The 16,269-nt window shown below is 45.5% G+C and carries 12 protein-coding genes; 8 read left to right on the top strand and 4 right to left on the bottom strand.

Features of this window, described 5'->3' with window-relative positions; translation table 11 throughout:
* Positions 1–21 precede the first annotated feature (21 nt).
* The 3 genes from paaD to paaI are packed head-to-tail and all read left to right on the top strand — an operon-like array spanning position 22 to position 1,809.
* Positions 22–537: a 1,2-phenylacetyl-CoA epoxidase subunit PaaD gene (gene paaD / locus JUB15_RS04465; protein ID WP_207511134.1), complete on the top strand. Its 516-nt coding sequence runs from the start codon at positions 22–24 to the stop codon at positions 535–537.
* 46 nt (positions 538–583) lie between these two features.
* The gene (locus JUB15_RS04460; RefSeq protein ID WP_207511133.1) at positions 584–1,360 is read left to right on the top strand and encodes an enoyl-CoA hydratase-related protein; all 777 of its coding nucleotides are present in this window, start codon (positions 584–586) and stop codon (positions 1,358–1,360) included.
* Between the two features lie 20 nt (positions 1,361–1,380).
* The gene (gene paaI, locus JUB15_RS04455; protein WP_207511132.1) at positions 1,381–1,809 is read left to right on the top strand and encodes a hydroxyphenylacetyl-CoA thioesterase PaaI; all 429 of its coding nucleotides are present in this window, start codon (positions 1,381–1,383) and stop codon (positions 1,807–1,809) included.
* A gap of 60 nt (positions 1,810–1,869) precedes the next feature.
* On the opposite strand, the gene JUB15_RS04450 is transcribed toward paaI, so the two are convergent.
* Positions 1,870–2,880 (bottom strand): aldo/keto reductase, encoded by a 1,011-nt coding sequence (locus JUB15_RS04450; protein ID WP_207511131.1) that lies wholly within the window; start codon positions 2,878–2,880, stop codon positions 1,870–1,872.
* Positions 2,881–3,022: 142 nt separating this feature from the next.
* On the opposite strand from JUB15_RS04450, the gene JUB15_RS04445 reads away from it, so the two are divergent.
* From JUB15_RS04445 to JUB15_RS04425, 5 genes are all read left to right on the top strand, one after another.
* Positions 3,023–3,622 carry an acyltransferase gene (locus JUB15_RS04445; protein ID WP_207511130.1) on the top strand — a complete coding sequence of 200 codons (600 nt, stop codon included), beginning with the start codon at positions 3,023–3,025 and terminating at the stop codon, positions 3,620–3,622.
* Positions 3,623–3,712: 90 nt separating this feature from the next.
* Positions 3,713–4,726: a GTPase ObgE gene (gene obgE / locus JUB15_RS04440; RefSeq protein ID WP_207511129.1), complete on the top strand. Its 1,014-nt coding sequence runs from the start codon at positions 3,713–3,715 to the stop codon at positions 4,724–4,726.
* A gap of 153 nt (positions 4,727–4,879) precedes the next feature.
* A complete protein-coding gene (locus JUB15_RS04435) occupies positions 4,880–7,153 on the top strand; it encodes a patatin-like phospholipase domain-containing protein (protein ID WP_207511128.1) in 2,274 nt (757 codons plus the stop codon).
* Between the two features lie 89 nt (positions 7,154–7,242).
* Positions 7,243–9,408: a S46 family peptidase gene (locus JUB15_RS04430; protein WP_207511127.1), complete on the top strand. Its 2,166-nt coding sequence runs from the start codon at positions 7,243–7,245 to the stop codon at positions 9,406–9,408.
* A 145-nt stretch (positions 9,409–9,553) separates the two neighbouring features.
* Positions 9,554–10,024 carry an RDD family protein gene (locus JUB15_RS04425; RefSeq protein WP_207511126.1) on the top strand — a complete coding sequence of 157 codons (471 nt, stop codon included), beginning with the start codon at positions 9,554–9,556 and terminating at the stop codon, positions 10,022–10,024.
* Positions 10,025–10,138: 114 nt separating this feature from the next.
* Here JUB15_RS04425 and JUB15_RS04420 read toward each other — a convergent pair whose 3' ends face one another.
* From JUB15_RS04420 to JUB15_RS04410, 3 genes are all read right to left on the bottom strand, one after another.
* Positions 10,139–11,437 (bottom strand): NAD(P)/FAD-dependent oxidoreductase, encoded by a 1,299-nt coding sequence (locus JUB15_RS04420; RefSeq protein ID WP_207511125.1) that lies wholly within the window; start codon positions 11,435–11,437, stop codon positions 10,139–10,141.
* Positions 11,438–11,859: 422 nt separating this feature from the next.
* The gene (locus tag JUB15_RS04415) at positions 11,860–14,850 is read right to left on the bottom strand and encodes a PAS domain S-box protein (RefSeq protein ID WP_207511124.1); all 2,991 of its coding nucleotides are present in this window, start codon (positions 14,848–14,850) and stop codon (positions 11,860–11,862) included.
* Between the two features lie 67 nt (positions 14,851–14,917).
* On the bottom strand, positions 14,918–16,057 hold the full coding sequence (locus JUB15_RS04410; protein WP_207511123.1) for an FIST signal transduction protein: 1,140 nt from the start codon (positions 16,055–16,057) through the stop codon (positions 14,918–14,920).
* Between the last annotated feature and the right edge of the window lie 212 nt (positions 16,058–16,269).

Here is a 16,269-nt window from a genome sequence, read left to right as displayed (position 1 = left end):
TGAATGATGAACTTTCCAGGAATGGATACAACAGAAAACATATCAGTGCAGAAAATATGGTCTATACTCGAAGAAGTGTGCGATCCCGAAGTGCCTGTATTGACAGTGATAGACCTTGGAATAGTAAGAGACGTAAAAATAACCAAGGCAAATGGCGACGAAGCCATTGAAGTGGTGATCACCCCAACGTATTCAGGTTGCCCGGCCATGGACGTTATACGCATGAATATTCGCATGGTATTGCTGCAGCATGGTTTTAAGAATGTGCAGGTCACTACCATTTTATCACCGGCCTGGACAACCGACTGGATGACCGAAGCTGGTAAACAAAAACTGAGGGCGTATGGTATTGCGCCGCCCAATCCCAAACAACAGGTTTGTGATATGCAGCTATTTGCTGAGCATGAAGCGGTGCAATGCCCACATTGTAATTCTTACAATACCCGCCGGGTAAGCGAATTTGGATCAACTGCCTGTAAAGCGCTGTTCCAGTGTAACGACTGCCAGGAACCGTTCGACTATTTTAAATGTTATTAGTAACACTGCAGTCATAACATTATTCTGCTTAAACTAATCGAATTATATGTCCTCTATTCTTTTTACAATTGAAGAAGGAATTGCTACCATTACGTTGAACCGCCCCGACAAACTGAATTCATTTAATGGCGAAATGGCTTTACTGTTGCAGCAAAAGCTCGATGAATGCGCTGCTTCCCGCACCGTGCGCTGTGTATACCTGACGGGTGCAGGTAAGGGATTTTGTGCCGGCCAGGATCTGGCCGAAGTAGTTGACCCCCGGGGAGCCGGTATGCAGCGGATATTACGGGAGTATTACAATCCCATTGTTACCCGCATTCGCAAAATGCCCAAGCCGGTTATTGCAGCGGTGAACGGGGTGGCTGCCGGCGCCGGTGCTAACATTGCACTGGCCTGTGACATTGTGGTTGCAGCACAGTCAGCCTCCTTCATCCAGGCATTTTCAAAGCTGGGATTGGTTCCCGATAGCGGCGGTACATACACGCTGCCGCGGCTGATCGGCTGGCAAAAAGCAACGGCCATCATGATGTTGGGCGATAAGATCTCTGCCACCCAGGCGGAATTATGGGGTATGATCTATAAAGTCATTCCCGATGAGGACTTTGCAGTAGAAAGTAAAAAGCTGGCTGCTACCCTGGCTACAATGCCAACAAAAGGATTGGCCTATACTAAACATGTGCTTAGTCAATCGATGACCAACAGCCTTGAGCAGCAATTAATGCTCGAAGACGAGTATCAGCAAAAGGCAGCCAGTACCCACGATTTCAGGGAAGGGATCCAGGCATTCCTCGAAAAACGGACGCCTCAGTTCAAAGGAGAATAAAAGAGCTTAAATTGCTGGTTATGTCGGACGACAGTAAAACAAGGGCCACTGCCATCATAGATGCCATGATGTACAAAGACTATTTCAGTCAATGGCTGGGCATTGAAAGGATGGAAGAAAAAGAAGGTTACTGCAAGTTAAGGATGACCGTACGCCGGGAAATGTGCAATGGTTTTGAAATTGCACATGGCGGCATCAGTTATTCGCTGGCCGACAGCGCCCTGGCCTTTGCATCGAACAGCCATGGCCGGCAGTCTGTTTCGGTTGAAACATCCATATCACATATTAAACCGCTTAAAGCGGGCGATATAATTACTGCTACCGCAGAAGAAAAAAGCCGCACCAATAAGATCGCTATTTATGACGTGCGAATTGAAAAAGAGAGTGGCGAACTGGCGGCGCTTTTTAAAGGCACGGTGTTCAGGAAAGAAACCGAATGGAATGTGTGAGGCAGGAGAAAGTGTGCCACATTACCCTGCCTTGGCAAATTGATATGTGGCACTCTTTGGTTATTGATGATCGATCAGTTTCAAAGCGCCCTCGCTATAGCGATTGCCTACATTGGGATACCTGGCAGCAACTGCTTCTATCTGCTGCAGTTCTCCTTTAGTTAATGTAATATCCGCTGCAGCGGCGTTTTCTTCCAGGTATTTTCTCTTTTTTGTACCGGGGATGGGAATGATATCATCGCCCTGCGCCAGCACCCACGCCAATGCCAGTTGCGCAGCAGTACAGCCTTTTTGGTTAGCCAGCTCAGCAAATTCGCTTACGAGTTGCTGGTTGTTCTGCCAGTGTTCCGATTCAAAGCGGGGTAAGGTTCTGCGATAATCATCACTGGGTAAACTGTCTTTATCAGGAACCGTAGCTGTAACCAATCCTCTTGCCAAAGGACTGTAAGGAACAAACGTAATACCCAGTTCACGGCAGGTGTTCAGAATGTCTTTTTCTACATCCCGCGTCAATAAGGAATATTCGCTTTGCAGGGCCGTTATCGGGTGAACCGCATGTGCTTTGCGGATCGTATTCGCAGACGCTTCAGACAACCCAAGGAAACGAACCTTACCCTCTTTCACCAGTTCGGCCATGGCACCTACCATTTCTTCTACAGGCACATTGGGATCAATGCGGTGCGCATAATACAGATCGATGGTGTCGATCTTCAACCGCTGTAAACTTTTTTCAACGGCCGTTTTCATATAAGCCGGTGAACCGTCGAAATAAGTGGAAGGCGTGCCTGCAAAATTAGAAGTGGCGCCTTCTCTTTGCCTGAAACCAAATTTAGTGGCGATAAACACCTTACTTCTGTTGGGTGCTAACACTTTTGAGATCAGTTCTTCATTGTGGCCAAAACCATACATATCGGCCGTGTCCCAGAAATTAATGCCCAGTTCCAGGGCCCTGTTCAGCGTTGCAATAGATTCTTCATCATTACGAGGTCCATAAGCAAAACTCATTCCCATACAGCCCAGCCCAATAGCCGATAGCTGCACACCGGTATTTCCCAGATTCCTGTATTTCATAAAATTGTGTTTAGGAAACAAATTTAATTCAATCGAGGTCCCCGCCGATTGTCTTAATCAAACGATTAATTGCAAAATTCAAACAATGGATTTGCAGGGTAATTACTGGCAGGCAGACTATCTTTGAAAAAAAAAGTCAGGCATGATCTACTCATTCAAGGGCTTTATACCGGTGGTTCATCCTTCTTCTTTTATTCATCCGCAGGCGGCAGTAACCGGTAATGTAATTATTGGAAAAAACGTATATGTGGGACCAGGTGCTGCCATTCGAGGCGATTGGGGTGCTATTGTTATAGAAGATGGTTGTAATGTGCAGGAAAATTGCACGGTGCATATGTTCCCCGGCGTTACGGTTTTATTGAAAGCAGGTGCGCATATTGGTCATGGTGCGGTGATCCATGGCGCCACCATAGGGAGCAATTGTTTGGTGGGCATGAATAGTGTGATCATGGATAATGTAGAGCTGGGTGATGAATGTATTGTAGGAGCGCTCAGTTTTATTAAAGCCGATGAAAAGATCCCGCCCCGTAGTTTGCTCGTAGGCAATCCGGCAAAGATCATTAAGGAAGTAACCGATGAAATGATACAATGGAAAACCGATGGCACCCGGCTGTACCAGGCATTGCCAGCGGAAATGGACGAGGCATGGGCGGCCTGTGAGCCTTTGCGTGAAGTGCCTGTGAACAGACCAGGTCAGGATTCGCTTTATAAAACTTGGAATGAGGTAAAAGGGGGGCGTTAGTAAAGTTAACTCGTTAACTAGCCAACTGTTTTCGACCGCCCTGAACCCCTTAACTCGCCAACCCTTATCTTTGCGGTCAATTAGAAATTAGTGGAAAAGTCAAACTTTGTAGATCAGATCAGAATATTCTGCCGCAGCGGCCACGGAGGCGCAGGCAGCAAGCATTTCTTACGTACCAAATTCAATCCCCAGGCTGGTCCCGACGGCGGCGACGGCGGCCGGGGAGGCCATATTATCCTGCGTGGTAATAAAAACCTGTGGACGCTCTTACACCTTCGCTACTATAAGAACGTGCTGGCCGAGAATGGTCAGGGCGGCAATAAGAACAATATGACCGGCCGCGATGGCAAGGACATCATCATTGAAGTGCCGCTGGGCACAGTTGCCCGTGACGAAGAAACCGAAGAACAGGAAGCCGAGATCCTGGAACACGGCCAGGAGATCGTATGGATGAAAGGCGGTCGTGGCGGATTAGGCAATGCCCGTTTTGCTACCCCTACCAACCAGGCGCCGGAGCATGCCCAACCCGGCGAGCCGGGCGAAGAAGGCTGGAAAGTATTAGAATTGAAAGTACTGGCCGATGTAGGCCTTGTAGGTTTTCCCAACGCCGGCAAATCAACCCTGCTCTCGGTGATCACCGCTGCCAAACCAAAGATCGCCGATTACGCATTTACAACCATCACCCCACAATTAGGCATCGTAGCCTACCGCGATGGCAAAAGCTTTTGCGTAGCCGATCTGCCCGGGATCATTGAAGGGGCCGCCGAAGGCCGTGGCCTTGGCCACCGCTTCCTGCGCCACATTGAACGCAATTCTGTTTTGTTGTTTGTAATACCAGCCGATAGCAACGATCATAAAAAAGAGTTCACCATCCTGGTAAACGAGCTGGAACAATACAATCCCGAGCTGCTGCATAAACAATTCCTCATAGCCATTAGTAAAAGTGAGATGCTCGATGAAGAATTGAAAGCAGCCATTGAAAAGGAACTGCCGGCTAACATTCCTCATATCTTTATTTCTTCGGTTACACAGCAGGGCCTCAACGAATTGAAGGATATGTTGTGGCATGCGTTGAATGATGGTACCGAAGTATCAAGTAATTAAGAAATTATAGGATTTCGCGATTCGTCGGAAAGCTCAAACCTGAACAAATCTCAAAATCTCTAAACCTGCCTGCCGGCAGGCAGGTCTCAAAATCAGAAATTGCCATTTTTGGCGGCATTATAACTATCTTAGGATTCCCTAAAACTGTTATCTATGTCGGCCATAACCGGTAGCTTGAAGCGCCTGACCACCCTGCTGCGAAACCTGTTCCGGGCGCTGTGGGTATTCTTCCCGGGTATACTTTTCCTTGTGCTTACATTGGTTTGTTTCTGGAACCTGGCACAGGGCAAAGACCTGATGGTGTTAGCAACCGAACACCGGGGTTTTTTCCTGTTATTCCAGTCCCTGCTCAGTTACCTGGTACTGGTAAGCTGGTATGCCGCCCGTACGGTGGCCAATGCAAAAAGAACTTGCGGTCATACGGCCCAGAATTATTTGCAGGAAGGCTATTATAAACATATGCCCCGTTTTATAGGCTTTACCATTTTTACTATAATAATTCTCGCCTTTGTACAAACGCCGTTGTTTGGGAGCGCTATTGAAGACGATAGTAAGATACATTTTGTATTGCTCGCTGCTTCCATTCCCTATTATTTCTGGATGAACCGGTTTTTTGAGCGCCGGTTCAAAGTGATCCGGCTTAACCGGTTATTTTTAATAACGCTGCTTCTCATTATTACGGGGTCAACCCTCATCACATTCAATATTGAACGTTATTCATGGATGGTGATCCTGATGCTGCTGGTATTGCAAGCCTGCTTTTTGGTCCTGGTGGTTACCAGGCGGGAAATTTTGAAACAGTATAAAAAGGACGGAAAGAATACCAGCCAGACAAGTTCCAAAGTGCAAAAGCTGGCAGATAAACTGGGTATACCGCGTGAAGAAATACGCTTTCATGTTATTTTTTTGATGATCAGCCTGGTAGCGCTGGCCGTTTATGTGGCCTGCACGCTTAATGTAGGATTTGCAGTGAGTTTGGGTTCTTTTCCATTTGTGTTGCTGGCCTTTTCGGTATTCATGGGCTTCGGGTTCATTCTTGCGTTTATTTCTATCCGTATTGGAATTAATATTCACCTGATTTTTGTGATCCTCGCTTTTCTTTTTGGCCAGTGGACGGAACGCCATGAAGTGACATTGATTGAAAAGAAGCCGGCCGTAAGAGAAAGTTTTGCCAATAAGGCCAGTGTGCGGGATTATTTCATTCAATGGGTAAAGGACAGGGATACGCTGATCAGGAAATCGAAAGAATTTCCTGTTTATTTTGTTTTGTCTGATGGTGGCGCCTCCCGGTCGGGTTACTGGGTAGCTTCTGTATTGGGAAAGCTGGAAGATACTTCGCAACGCGATTTTTCAAAACACCTGTTCTGCCTGTCGGGCGCTTCGGGAGGTAGCGTAGGCAATGCAGCTTTTTATACCCTGTTAAAAAATGCCGCAGCTCGGCCAGATAATAACCTTCCCGGCAACCAGTCATTTTATCGGGCTGGAAAAGAATACCTGCGCAGCGATTTTCTTACGTACACACTCAGCCGTATGTTAGGCCATGATTTTTTCGTGGCGATGCTTCCGATGGATACACGGGGCGACAGGGCAAAAGCTTTGACAGAAGCATTGGAATGGGCGCCGAAGGACAGTGTATTGTTGAAACGTCAGCTGCAAATGCCACTTTCAGAACTGGCGATCTATAAAGATCGCGTGGATACCAAACTGCCCATTCTTTGTGTGAATACTACCCGCATGCAGGATGGGCAACCATCGGTGATCAGTACCATCGCCATTGACCCGCTTACTTTCAATAACCGGATAGACATCCTGGCGCGGCTGAAAGAGAACAAGGATATGAAATTAAGCACTGCTGTTGTGTTGGGGGCCAGCTTCCCGTATGTTAGTCCGGCCGGCCGCATAGACGCTTACAAATTTTTAAAGAATGGTCCCACGGAATTTCCGTTCTATTTTGTGGATGGAGGCTACGTAGATAACTCCGGCGCGGGTGTCGTGCATGAGATGATCATCAAACTGAATTCATTGCGGGATAGCATTTGCAGATCAAATAATGATACGATTCTGCGCAGCAATTGCCAGAAGCTGTCTTTCTATGTAATGCACATCAGCAATGGGCCTGAAGGAGATGTATTATTAAAAAAGGTCAATCCATTTGTGAATGACCTGGCTGCGCCACTGAAAACCCTGATGGGTGCTTATGGGGTGCAAACAAGCATCAATGATAGCCGGCTGAAAAATTATCTGCGTGAAATGTACGGCAACAACTTACATTATAAACCTATTAATTTGTACCGGCCCCAGGAGCCATTGAAATACTCCATGAACTGGGTCATTTCGGGCCGAACGTTAGATAGTATGGACAAAAGGCTGTATTCTGCAGATGTACGGGTATACATGGTAAAGATATTACAGGAACTGAAGCGGTAAAATGGTTATATGTTCGATGGACGGCTTGCCCCCTTGAGCCAATTAATAAAAATTTTCAATAGGTTTGCCGCCACAAAAGCTATCATTATATGAAGAAAATTTATTTAACGGTTGTGTTAGCCGTTACTATGGTGCGCAGCTTTGCCGATGAAGGCATGTGGCTGCCGCTATTGCTTGGTCAACAGGTATATAACGACATGGTGAAGCGCGGTCTGAAGCTTACCAAAGACCAGTTGTACCACATGAACAAGGCTTCCATTAAAGATGCTATTATCATTTTCGGCGGATTTTGTACCGGCGAAATTGTAAGTAACGAAGGCCTTATTTTTACCAACCACCACTGCGGTTATGATGCGGTGGCTTCTGCCAGTTCGGTAACCAACAACTATCTCAAAAATGGTTTCTGGGCAAAAAGCAAACAGGAAGAAATTCCCTCTCCCGGCCTGTATGCCGAGTTTCTTACAAAAATAGAAGATGTAACCGCTGAAGTGCTGGATTCTGCAAAGGGATTGAGCGGCCTGGAGCGCGTAACCAAGATCACTTCGGTTACAACGGCCATCAACAAGCGGTTCTCCGATGAATCAACCAGTACCATTGGCCGGGTAAGCTCATTGTTCAAAGGCAATCAATACCTGGTATTTGTTTACAAACGTTACGCTGATATCCGCCTTGCAGGTGTTCCACCTGAAAGCATTGGTAAATACGGTGGCGATACTGATAACTGGGAATGGCCCCGCCACACCGGCGATTTTTCCGTATTCCGCGTATATATGAGCAAGGACGGAAAACCAGCTGGCTATTCTCCCGAGAACGTTCCGTTAAAACCTAAACATTTTCTGCCTGTTTCTATAAAAGGCATTAAAGACGGTGATTATGCCATGATCTACGGATATCCTGGCAGCACCAACCGTTATGAAACTTCATTTGGTATCAAACAAAAAATAGATATCGATAATCCAACGTTGGTGAAGCTGCGCGATATGCGGTTGAAATATATGTTTGAGCAAATGAAGGATGATCCTGCTACGAAACTGAAACTGGCTGCTGATTATGCTTCCATTGCCAACTACTGGAAGTTCTTCGATGGCGAAAGCAAGCAGTTGATCAAATACAATGTATATGATCAGAAGAAAGCAGCGGAGGAAAAATTCCAGACCTGGGCTAATAATAAACCCGAGTTTGCAAATATCTTTAAAGACTGGGCTGCTGCATACGATCAATGGCGTCCGTATTCGAAACACCGCGTGTATATCAATGAAGGTATTTTTGGATCCCCGCTGTTAGCAATCGCTGGTTCTTTACAACAGGTTGAGAACGCCATTGTGAAAAAAGGAAGTAGCGCAGATATTAAGAAAGCCATCGATGCCGCCAGGGAAGCAAGAGCCGAGCTGTTGAAAAACGAGAACAAGCCATCTGACCAGAATATCGTTGCTGCCGTATTGATGATGTATTACAAAGACATTGATAAATCACAGCATCCGATCGGTTTTTATGATGGCGTGAAAGCGAATTATGGCGATCTGAATGACGAAGCAACGTATAAAAAATATGCAGCCAGTATTTTCGCCAACACCATGATCCTGGATAATGCTAAATGGGAAGCATTCAGTGCGAATCCGGATGCTACTGTATTACAGGCCGATCCTGCTTACGCCGTTGCCAGCGCCTTTTTGAAGAACTGGCAGGGTAAATATTTGCAGAACTACCAGCAATTCACATTAAAGAATAATGAGTTTGGCCGGTTGTACCTGAAAGGCATTATGCAGATGGATACCGTAAAAGCAAAAAAGATGTATCCCGATGCTACCTTCACCATGCGGGTAAGTTTCGGCAATGTAAAAAGCTACGCGCCGCGCGATGCTGTGAAGTATGACTATGTAACTACCATGAAAGGTATCATGGAAAAATACAAACCCGGCGATTATGAATTCGACCTGCCGGAGAAACTGATTGAACTGGCGAGGAAAAAAGATTATGGCCAGTACATCGACAAACAACGAAATGACCTGGTAATTGGTTTTATAACTACCAATGATATTACCGGCGGTAACTCCGGCTCACCGGTTATTGATGGCAGCGGTAATCTGATCGGACTGGCATTTGATGGCAATTATGAGGCATTGAGCCATAAGATCGCATTTGACCCGGTTTACAACCGCACTATTTGTGTCGATGTTCGTTATGTGTTGTGGTGCATCGATAAGCTGGGCGGGGCTACCAACCTCATCAACGAGTTGAAACTCGTAAAGCAATAATCTACAACCTATTAATTTGAAAGCCCTGGCGGTGTTGCCAGGGCTTTCCTTTTTAAAATGACTAGTTAATTTTACCTAGTGCGGCAACAGGACGTCTGCTATGCCGTTCTTTCGCACTATTTTTGCACCCTCAACCCCAATTACTATGGAACAACAAGATCAGGCAGACCTGTTACAGGATATACAGAACGAAGTAAATTATGTTGATCCGGTTTCACCCGGAATACGATTTGTGAATTACCTGATTGATCAGATCGCGATTGGCGTAATTTTTAACGGACTTGATTATGTACTTGGATTAACCGGCAATGGCAATTATAGTGACGATGCATTAGCGCAGGGAAACCTGTCGATAGTTTGGACAAGGCTCTTATCTTCCCTGCTGGTCACATTGGCATATTACACCATTTTTGAAGCCGCTACCAATGGAAGAACGTTAGGTAAAATTTTGACGAATACAACCGCTATCACGCAGGATGGCACCCCTTTTACTTTTAAACATGCTTTGATGCGTTCTTTGTGCAGGTTCGTTCCATTTGAACCATTCAGCGCCTTTGGCTATATGCCCTGGCACGACCGCTGGACAAACACCGTGGTTGTAAAGAAAACCTGGTAAATAAGCTTGAAAATTGATAAAGATAAAAGTTATAAGATAATGAGCCCCGGGATTGAGCATTTGCTATTCCCGGGGCTTCTTATCAACCCGTTGTCCTGATAGTATTTTTTCCTCTTACGTTTTCATCTTCGTCAACTCTTTTTGTACATCTTCTTTCCTTGGTCGAATGATCAGCCGCAACGTGGGGTCGTTGGTCATAAACGACCAGAACCAGCTAAAGGCCAGTTTCATTTTATTGCGGAAACCAATTAATGGAATAATGTGAATGAACAACCATACCATCCAGGCACCAAAACCTTTAAAGAACAATTTGGGAAGGTCAACTACGGCTTTATACTTTGAAATAATGGCCATACTGCCCTTATCATTGTAAGCAAAGGGTTCCATAGGTTTGCCGTTAGCCTGCCTGATGAGGTTTTCTGCCAATTGTTTACCGCCCTGGATAGCTACCTGGGCTAATTGAGGGTGGCCATTGGGGAAGTTCTTGTCAGCGGTCATTAAACAAATATCACCCAGTGCAAAAATATTTTGAGTGCCCTGTACTTTATTATGTTCATCTACGAGGATCCTTCTGCCACGGCCAACGGACGAAGCCGGTAAACCCCGAATTTCTCTTGCCACTACCCCTGAAGCCCAGATCAGCACGTTGGTAGGAATGGTTCTTCCATCGGCCAGATAAACGACATCATCCACATAGTCTTTTACGGCGGTATTGGTGATCACATGTACCCCGAGCTTCTTTAAAACTTTGGTGGCTTCTTCCTGCGATTTTTTACTCATGGGGCTCAGCAATGATTTGCCGGCATCGATAAGGTAGAGGTGTGAACGAAGGTCCTTGATTTCAGGATATTCTTTCAAGGCAATATTTCGTCCCAGCTCAGCCAGCATACCGGCTAATTCAACACCGGTAGGGCCGCCACCGGCGATCACGATATTCAAATGCTTTTCTTTTTCTTTCAGATCCTTCGTGCGTACTGCTTCTTCCATATTCAGCAGTAAATGGTTGCGCAGATTAAGGGCATCGTCGATCGTCTTCATGGGCAGCGAATTGTCTTTTACGCGCTCCATGCCGAAATAGTTGGTCTCGGTTCCCAGGCACAGCACCAGGTAATCGTATGCTACGATGCCGGTGTCTGTTTCAATAGTGTTTTGATCGGGATTTACTTTCTTCAGGCAACCCATATGAAACCGCAGATTGGTTTCTTCCTGAAATAACCTGCGAAACGGATAGCTGATGTTCGAAGGCTCAATAAAAGCGGTTGCAACCTGGTATAACAACGGAGGAAAGAAATGGTAGTTGTTCTTATCTACCAGGGTAATGTGGAAACGCTTGTCTTTTCTAAGCTTTTTGATGAGGTTAATGCCGGCAAATCCTCCTCCGACAATGACCACTTTTTTAACTGGTTGTTCCATAACTCGTTCTTCTGATTAAACATTAATGAACAATTGTGCCACCATTGGCATAATGGAGCACCTTTCGCCTTACTAACTTTTCAGGTTATGGCAAGTATTAAAAAAGCAAGGATGGAGAATGATAGACGCCGTAAAGGTCGTTACTATTATTGAAATTCCATAAAAAACTTGCGTGTAAAAATTTTACTGGCTTATTTTTCAATCAGTTATCAGCGGAGGGAACATGGGTCGCAGTTCAGGCCAGAGGGCTGTGTTTTTGAGGTAATGTTACCACAAGCGTTTTGCTGGCTGCTTTCCGGCTTCCCCAATTCGCGATGATCGCGCAAAGGGCAGTGGCAAAGTCGCGGGTGGTTCGGGCTTTCGGTTAGCGGGTCGGACCAACGGTCTGCCCTTAATGTTGTGCTTTTAAAATACCCGTATTATCACGACAGCCCGTCATATTCTGCCCTGATCATAGGGATCACCTCATGGATAATTTTTTTAAATGCAGTAAGCTGATGCTGCAGAACCGGGTATTCGGATTCAGTCCACATTGTTTTTTCCATTTTTTCGGCGATGCCCGCTGCTTCTACGATGTTCAGATTGTTGAGTGAGGACTTCATGCGATGTGACAGGAACTGTACCTGTTTGATATTTTTTTCTTCAAAAGCTTTTTCCAGGTGCGCTAAACCGCTTAAAGTTTCATTGATGAAAACCTGCAGCATTTTTATCATGAATTTATCATCGCCGCGGGTGATCTGCTTTAGTTTGTCCAGGTCGTACAACGGTTTGGCGGTAACTGTGGCGGTTTTGGCCGGACCAAAATGAGTTTCACGCCCTAGCCATTTGGCAATGAGCCGGATGAGGTCTTCTTCTTCAAAAGGTTTGCTTAAATAATCGTTCATGCCAGCCTGTATGCATTTTTCCATTTCGCCTTTTACTGCATTGGCTGTAAGGGCAATGATGGGAATATTCGATTGCAGGTCTTCTCTGATGGTGCGGGTGGCTTCCAGTCCATCCATGACTGGCATTTGGATATCCATCAATACAATATCATATTGGTGGTTGCGGATGGCATCAACCGCTTCAACGCCGTTCACGGCTTCTGAGATAGCGGCGCCATACTGGTTCAGAATAGTTTCTGCTACCACGCGGTTCATTTCATTGTCTTCTACCAGCAAGATCTTTTTATCGGCCAGAATATGCGCTTCTACATGGCTGTTGTCTTTTTTAGGCAGATCGCTTTCGGTGCCTTTTGGGAAAGACAATTGAATGTTCACCTCGGTACCCTCGCCTTTTTTACTTTTTACCGAAATGCTGCCGTTCATAAGTTCAACCAGTTGTTTAACGATGCTCATGCCGAGGCCGGTTCCGCCATAACTGCGGGCAATGCTTTCATCTTCCTGGCTGAATTTATTGAAGAGGTTTTTCAGGTAGGCTTCGTCCATGCCCTTGCCGGTATCGCTGATGATGATCTCCAACTGCTGCGCATCAGGTCCATTATTGTTTATTAAACATTGTAAAGTGACCTTGCCCCGCTTGGTGAATTTTATTGAATTACTCAGCAGGTTCATCAAGACCTGGTTTATTCTGTACGGGTCGCCCTTTAATACTTTGGCTACTTCAGGTGCAATGGATACAGAAAAGATCAATCCCTTTTCTTCTGCTTTTAATTTCAATATGCGGCTGGTATTGGTTATGAGGTCGTGCATATTGAAACCGATTTCTTCCAGGGTAACCTTGCCGGCCTCCAGTTTTGAAAAGTCGAGAATATCATTGATAATTACCAGCAGGTTTTCGGCCGCAGTGCCAATGATCTCGAGGAATGATTGCTGTTGCGGATTGAGGATGGTCTTTTGCAGCTGTTTGCTCATGCCAAGAATGGCATTCATGGGCGTTCTGATTTCATGGCTCATATTAGCCAGGAAAAGGTCTTTGGCATGAACTGATCTTTCGGCGAGATCCTTAGCTTCCATCAGCTGCCGTTCCAGTATTTTTTGCTGGGTAATGTCAAGGTGCACGCCAATGGAACCAATGAGTTGCTGGTTGTCGTTGTATAATGGTGCGCCGCAGATCAGCCACCAGTTGGCATCGCTGTTTTTCGTCTTCACGTTCATTTCATAGGCATCCGATATTCCCTTTTGCCGCGATTCGTTTTTTGCGCCGATCAACCCCCTGTCCTCTTCTTTCACAAACAGTGAGGCCGCATTTTTGCCGATCAATTCATGTTCTTCATAACCGCTCATTAAGCAAAAGCTCTGGTTCACATACCTTATATTCTCTTCCAGGTCAACCTCAATAAGGCCCAGGTTCATATTCGCTATAATACTCCGGTATTTTTCTTCCTGTTTTTTGAGCTGGATCTCGGATCGTTTTCTTTCGGTAATGTCGTTGTACGTCCATAAATGGCCGCGGTAAATATCATCAATAAATAAAGGAATGTAACTTCTTTCCAGTACGCGGCCGTCGGCCATTTTCAATTCTTCGGCATTCACCGGTACCCGGTTCTTTAAGTGGCGGGCGGTTTGGTGTAAGAACTCTACCGGATGTTTGAAGAGATTGGTGCTCGTTTCATACAATTCGGTGCATTCAATGCCTACCAGTGTATCGGGTGAACCGGGATAAGCAAAGAACTCGGTGAATTTTTTATTGGTAAGCACCACGGTCCCATTCTCGTCTTCCAGCAGCACGCCCGTTTGCAGGTTCTTGAGCAGGTGGGCGAGACGGTTGGCGGTTTCCGTTAGCTCACTTTGAATAGTTTTATAGTTTTGAATATCCGTAAGCGTGCCAATGATGGTAATGGGCTTACCGGATTTGGATTTGCTTATGACGCCGCCCCGGTTCAGGATCCATTTTGTTTTTCCATTGGTGAGTTTTACCCGGTATTCAACGCAATGCCTGGTTATTTCACCACTCATGTATTGACGGAACGTTTCTATTGCAATATGGCGGTCATCTTCGAGAATGGTTTGCCACCACACCAGGTTTTCTTTTCCTTCGTATACATTTTTGTCAAGGTCGAGGATCGATTTTTCATTAATGGCAAAGGTCATGGTACGCGTGGGGAAATGATACTCCCACACATTATCGTCGATGGTTGATAATGCCAGGCGCAAACGTTTTTCAGATTGTTGCAGCAGGTCGTCGGCCTTCTTTTTTTCCTGCAGTTCGTGTTCAAGGTAATTGATGATGTCCGACAGGTCATCGGATTCATTATATGCGTGCGAATGGGTTCCTTTAAATTTATTAATAGTTTCTTTTAACTGCTGAATGGAAGCATGTTTAAGGCGGGCTTCCAGTTTTAGTTTATCATTGATCTGAATATATTCCTTTTCGCTGCAGGCGAAAGCATGGTTGAACAGTTTGCGGTCCCGTTCATATTCTTCATACGAATCGTGTACTGCGCGAATGAACCGGTTCAGGTGTTCATCCATGCAATAGCCTTCAGGTAGATATTTTTTGATCTGCCGTTCAAGAAGTTTATTTAAGCTCTTATCGCAATTATAACTCGTCAAAGGTGGTAATTGTCATTGTTTGATTATGTAATTCACATTTTGCATTATCACAGAACGGAGAAATTTCACCATAAGAGTAAAAGCCAGTAAGTAATGTTTTGTTGCCGAACGTATCGGCAACGGCTTCCACTTCTTCTTCAGTGCGGTTGCCTAAAATGATCTTGCGGCCAACACAACTGATCAGTAATGCCAGTTGGGGCGCTGCCGGCAATTTTTGAAAGGCCTGACCGGCTGCATGTGTAGCCGCATCAACGAGCTTATCGAAATTTGCTTTCATGAACCGTACTTTTGAACCATTGGGAATATCACCGGCAAAGACCATGCTGCCGCTGTCCTGGTCAATGGAGAGTATGGTTCGCACAACGGGTGCATCGTCATCCCGTGTCTTAATACCGAGCGGAAACAACAAGGCCGAGCCCGGCAGTTCATCGGCATAAGGCCCGAGATAGGTTTTGTACAGGTCAAGTGCTTTTTGCCCTTCTATTTCGAATAACTGGTTCGCCACTGCCTTTGTTACCGTACGTTCAGGACCAAAAATTTCCCAGCCGCCCATGGAGGCATGAGATACTACAAAGTGTTTACCATAAAAAGGAATTGCCACGATGTTACCACTGGATGGTTTTTCGTTGAGTCCAACCACGGTGGATCGAAAATTGGTACCGTCGCCGGCGAGGCCGCCGGTAACAGGTACGCGGTTATTCACCAGCTCATTTATACCACGAACCAGTTCGCTGCCATTTACATGGCTTCCATCAGAAATGATCAGGATGTAGGAAAGGTTATTAAAGTTGATCAGGTTGATGAGGGCTTTGCCCGCCTCATAACTGTTTGCATAATCACGAATGTTCACTGCAACAGGCTGAATGGAGGTTTTCTCCAGTTCAATGGCTGCTACTGATACCGAGTTATCGTTTACCCGTTTATTGATTATTTCTCCGGCAGTAGAACATAAAACGATATGCGCTTCAGGAAAAGTTGATTTCAATTCTTCGTAAACAGGTTGCTCATTTATTACTTCCTTACCCCCAAAACCTAAAACCAGCTGTGACCTGGCGATGTCGGCCAGACTGGTGTCGTTTTGGGGTTGAAGTTTATTATCGTTGTACAGCAGCAGCGTTGTTTGCATATATGGAAAGCGTTTAAAGGTTAATATTTCATTCAGTTATATTGGTTAAGTGATTAGTGCAGGGAGGATTAAAGAAGCCCTTCTAATAAAACGAAAGGTGAAATAAATTATTCACAGGCAAAAACAAAGGGTATGAGTTAACCCTTATATAATTTACCACAATTTTTTAAAAATGCAACTTTCTTGTTGTACTAAGTTATTCTGAAATGAGC

The organism is Longitalea luteola, from assembly GCF_017356035.1.
GTDB lineage: Bacteria > Bacteroidota > Bacteroidia > Chitinophagales > Chitinophagaceae > Niastella > Niastella luteola.
The sequence above is the reverse complement of the archived record's forward strand: the minus strand, read 5'-3'. Positions and strand labels throughout refer to the sequence as shown.

Coding starts and splice junctions, on each gene's coding strand:
- JUB15_RS04425 (WP_207511126.1), top strand. CDS start 9,554: ATGGAACAACAAGATCAGGCAGACCTGTTACAGGATATACAGAACGAA.
- JUB15_RS04450 (WP_207511131.1), bottom strand. CDS start 2,880: ATGAAATACAGGAATCTGGGAAATACCGGTGTGCAGCTATCGGCTATT.
- JUB15_RS04410 (WP_207511123.1), bottom strand. CDS start 16,057: ATGCAAACAACGCTGCTGCTGTACAACGATAATAAACTTCAACCCCAA.
- paaI (WP_207511132.1), top strand. CDS start 1,381: ATGTCGGACGACAGTAAAACAAGGGCCACTGCCATCATAGATGCCATG.
- JUB15_RS04430 (WP_207511127.1), top strand. CDS start 7,243: ATGAAGAAAATTTATTTAACGGTTGTGTTAGCCGTTACTATGGTGCGC.
- JUB15_RS04415 (WP_207511124.1), bottom strand. CDS start 14,850: ATGGATGAACACCTGAACCGGTTCATTCGCGCAGTACACGATTCGTAT.
- paaD (WP_207511134.1), top strand. CDS start 22: ATGGATACAACAGAAAACATATCAGTGCAGAAAATATGGTCTATACTC.
- JUB15_RS04435 (WP_207511128.1), top strand. CDS start 4,880: ATGTCGGCCATAACCGGTAGCTTGAAGCGCCTGACCACCCTGCTGCGA.
- JUB15_RS04445 (WP_207511130.1), top strand. CDS start 3,023: ATGATCTACTCATTCAAGGGCTTTATACCGGTGGTTCATCCTTCTTCT.
- JUB15_RS04420 (WP_207511125.1), bottom strand. CDS start 11,437: ATGGAACAACCAGTTAAAAAAGTGGTCATTGTCGGAGGAGGATTTGCC.
- JUB15_RS04460 (WP_207511133.1), top strand. CDS start 584: ATGTCCTCTATTCTTTTTACAATTGAAGAAGGAATTGCTACCATTACG.